Raw genomic sequence first — 3,662 nt, 5'->3', positions numbered from 1 at the left:
GCGGGTGGTGGTCCAGCCGGTGGTGGTGCGCTCGTAGCGCAGGCGTTCGTGGAGGCGGTCGGTGCCGTTGGCCCAGAACTCCACGCTGGCCGGGGCCAGGCGGTAGGCGGCGAATGCCTGGGGGCAGGGCAGCGGGCGTCCGGGGGCGGCCAGTTCGAGGGCGGCGGTGCGCAGGTGTTCGGCGTGGTCGAGGTCGTGCAGGGGTTCGCTCTGGCGGGCCACGGTGGACATGGGGTGGGTGAACAGGGGGCGGGCGGCCCACAGGGCCTCGGCCTGGGTGCGGGGCAGTTGGGTGACGGGGCCGGCCAGGGTGATCTGCTGGCTGGTCTCGCGCCAGTACAGGACGCCGGAGGCGTAGGGGTTGGCGGCCAGTTCGCGGCCCTTCTGGCTGCCGGTGTGGGTGATGAAGACCAGGCCGGTGGCGTCCAGGGAGTTGACGGCCACGATCCGTGAGGAGGGCCGGCCCTGGGCGTCGGCGGTGGCAAGGGCCAGGGCGCGGGGCTCGCGGACCTGGCGTTCGGTGGCCTCCCGCAGCCAGGAGGCCAGCAGTCCCAGGGGTTCGGCGGGCGGGGTGCGGAACTCGGGGAAGGCCACCTCCAGGGTGCCCGTCAACGTCTCCGAACGCCGCTCCGCGGCAAGGCCGTTGGCCGGCGCGGCAGGGCGGGGGCTGGTCACATCAGACATGCGCGAGTCCTTTGGTGGTGGGGCCGGGCCGGCGCTCGGGGGAGGGCGCCGGCCCGGCGCTTCGGGGGGTGGCCGGGGCTCAGGCCGGGTCGGGGGTGCGGGCCGGGGCCAGCAGGTGGGCCAGGGCCTCGCCCACGATGCGGGGGCCTTCGCGGGTGAGGACGGATTCGGCGTGGAACTGCAGGGAGGCGAAGCCGGGCCCGCGCAGGGCGTGGACCTCGCCGGTGGCCGGGTCCCGGCTGACCTGGACCGGTGCGCCGTCGACCAGGCCGGGCACGCCGTGGACGGTGAACTCGTCGTGGTGGCTGAGCAGGGCGAAGGTGTTGTAGTAGCCGACGTGTTCGGTGGCGCCGAACAGGTCGATCTGCTTCTGGACGCCCTGGTTGGGGATCTCCCTGCGGCGCAGGGGCAGTCCCAGCTGCAGTCCCAGGGTCTGGTGGCTCAGGCACACCGCCAAGAACGGCCGCTGTTCGCGCAGCAGGGTGGCCACGGCGGTGTGCAGGTGGCGCATCTTGGGGTGGGCGACTTCCTGGGGGTCGCCGGGGCCGGGGCCCATGACGATGAGGTCGTGGCCCTCGAAGGTGTAGTCCTCGTCGTAGCGGCGGACGGTGACCCGCAGGCCCAGGGAGCGCAGCTGCTGGTCGATCATCGAGGTGAAGGTGTCCTCGGCGTCGATGACCAGGACCGAGCGTCCTGCCAGGTCGGGCAGGGCGGCGGTGCGGGCGGCGGTGTCGGCGAGCCAGAAGCCGGCGATGGGGTCGTTGCGCTGTTCCAGGGCGCGGCGCACGCTGGGGTGGTCGGCGAAGCGCCGGCTGGTGCCGCCGCCCAGGGCGGCGACCAGGCCGGCCGCCTTGGCGCGGGTCTCGGCGGCTTCGGAGGCCGGGTCGGAGTGGCGCACGATGGTGGCGCCGACGCCGATGGACAGGCGTCCCTGGGCGGTGATGTCGGCGGTGCGGATGAGGATGGCGGAGTCCATCACCCGCTCGCCGTGGGCGTCGCGGCCGATGAGGGCGGCGGCGCCGCTGTAGTAGCCGCGGCCGCCGGGTTCGTACTGGTGGATGATGCGGCAGGCGCTCTCCAGGGGGCTGCCGGTGACGGTGGGGGCGAACATCGTCTCGCGCAGGATGTCGCGCACGTCGCGGTCGGTGCGTCCCTGGATGAAGTACTCGGTGTGGGCGAGGCGGGCCATTTCCTTGAGGTAGGGGCCCACGACCTGGCCGCCGTCCGGGCAGATGCGGGCCATCATCTTCAGTTCCTCGTCGACGACCATGTACAGCTCGTCGGTCTCCTTGCGGTCGTCGAGGAACTGCAGCACGCCTTCCAGGGTGGAGCCGGCCGCCGGGTAGCGGTAGGTGCCGCTGATGGGGTTCATCACGGCGGTGCCGGCCTCGAGGCTGACGTGGCGTTCGGGGGAGGCGCCGACCAGGATGCGGCTGCCGGTGTGGATGAGGAAGGTCCAGTGGGCGCCGCTCTCGCGTTCCAGCAGCCGGCGGAAGAGGGCGGGGGCGCTGGCGGGGCCGTAGTCGGTGATGTCGGCGACGAAGGTGCGCTTGATGACGAAGTTGGCGCCCTCGCCCGTGCCGATCATTTCCTTGGTGATGCGGCGCACCACGTCCTCGTAGGCGGCGTCGTCCACGTCGAAGTCGCCGCCGGCCAGCGGGGTGGGCACGTTGGGGATGCGGGCCAGGGCCTGGGGCAGCGGGAGTTGCTGCTGGCCGGTGACGGTCATCGCGACCAGCGGGGTGCCGTCGTCGGCGCAGGCGTAGCCGCGCTCGGCCAGTTGGCGGTAGGGCATGACGACCAGGACTTCGTGGCCGGCGCCGGTGCCCGGTGCGGGGTGGGGGGGCAGCGGGATGTCGGCCAGGGTGGCGGGCAGGGTCACCGAGCCGGTCAGGACCTCCACCACGTCGGCGCCGGTGGTGTGGGGCCGGTGCAGCAGGGCGTAGGGCTGGTGGTGGCCGTGCAGGGCCTGCTCCAGCAGGTCCCCCGCCGTGGCGGGGTGGGGGGTCGGTGGTGTCTGTGTCATGTGAACAGCCCCTTGACGGTGGTGACCTTGGCGCAGCGCTCGGCGGCGTAGGTGAGGGCCGAGCGGTGGTAGTCCTGGGAGAAGTCGGCGGTGGCGTCGGCGACGAAGAACGGCTGGATGTCGTGGGTGAAGGCGTCGACGGCGGTGGCCAGGACCCCGACGTGGGCGTAGATGCCGCACAGGATGAGCTGGTCGCGGCCGGCGGCGCGCATGCGCTCCAGCAGGTCGGTCTTGAAGAAGGCGCTGTAGCGCCATTTGGTGAGCAGCCAGTCCTGCTCGGTGGGGGCGAGGGCGTCGGTGACCTGGCGGTCCTGGGGGGCGGGGCGCATGCCCGGGCCCCAGAAGTCCTTGAGCAGGCCGCGCTGTTCGTCGCTCATGCCGCCGGGCTGGGCGGTGTAGGCGACGGGGATGCCCTGGGCGGCGCACCGCTCGCGCAGGTGGGCGGCGTTGTCGACGAGGTCTTGGCGCAGGCTGTCGGGGAAGGGCTTGAGGAAGTAGCGCTGCATGTCATGGACAAGGAGGACCGCCCGGTCGGCGTCGGCGGTCCAGGACACGGCGGCCGGGGGCAGGTCGCCCTCGGCGGGCAGGGGGTAGGGGCTGATGGGGGGTATGCCGGTCATGGTTCCAGTCCTCGGCTTGGTGCGTGGCTGCGGGTGCGCAGGCGTGGAGGGAGGCAAGGGCAGGGGTGTCAGGCGGGCCAGGCGGAGACGACGCTGAGGGCCTGGGTGGGGTTGAGGCGGGGGTCGCAGCAGGAGGTGTAGCGCTCGCCCACGCGCTCGAGGTCGGCCGTGGTGGTGGCGCATTCGGTGACGTCGTCGGGGGTGGTCTCCAGGTGCAGGCCGCCGGCGATGGCGCCCGCGCCGTGGACGGCCTGGACGAAGCCGGTGATCTCGCGGGAGACGGTGTCCACCAGGCGGGTCTTGTAGCCGCCGGGGGCGGTGACGGTGTTGCC

At 73.0% G+C, this 3,662-nt stretch carries 4 protein-coding genes; all 4 read right to left on the bottom strand.

Going from position 1 to position 3,662, the window contains the following annotated elements:
* Positions 1-684, bottom strand: a 684-nt coding sequence (gene phzG, locus AC07DI_RS37410) for a phenazine biosynthesis FMN-dependent oxidase PhzG (protein WP_478909429.1), incomplete at its 3' end; no start/stop codon positions are given.
* 79 nt (positions 685-763) lie between these two features.
* Positions 764-2,710, bottom strand: a complete 1,947-nt coding sequence (locus AC07DI_RS37405) for an anthranilate synthase family protein (RefSeq protein ID WP_478909427.1) — start codon at positions 2,708-2,710, stop codon at positions 764-766.
* Positions 2,707-3,330 (bottom strand): isochorismatase family protein, encoded by a 624-nt coding sequence (locus AC07DI_RS37400; RefSeq protein WP_478909426.1) that lies wholly within the window; start codon positions 3,328-3,330, stop codon positions 2,707-2,709. Before AC07DI_RS37400 ends, AC07DI_RS37405 begins: the two co-directional genes overlap by 4 nt.
* A 68-nt stretch (positions 3,331-3,398) precedes the next feature.
* A partial coding sequence (locus AC07DI_RS37395) for a 3-deoxy-7-phosphoheptulonate synthase (protein WP_478909425.1) occupies positions 3,399-3,662 on the bottom strand: 264 nt, incomplete at its 5' end.

Source organism: Streptomyces sp. NPDC044106 (assembly GCF_056433985.1).
Note: the sequence above shows the minus strand (reverse complement) of the source record. Positions and strands in the feature narration are given on the sequence as shown.

Excerpts from the sequence above, each read along its gene's own strand:
- AC07DI_RS37400 (WP_478909426.1), bottom strand. The coding sequence starts at position 3,330 with ATGACCGGCATACCCCCCATCAGCCCCTACCCCCTGCCCGCCGAGGGC.
- AC07DI_RS37405 (WP_478909427.1), bottom strand. The coding sequence starts at position 2,710 with ATGACACAGACACCACCGACCCCCCACCCCGCCACGGCGGGGGACCTG.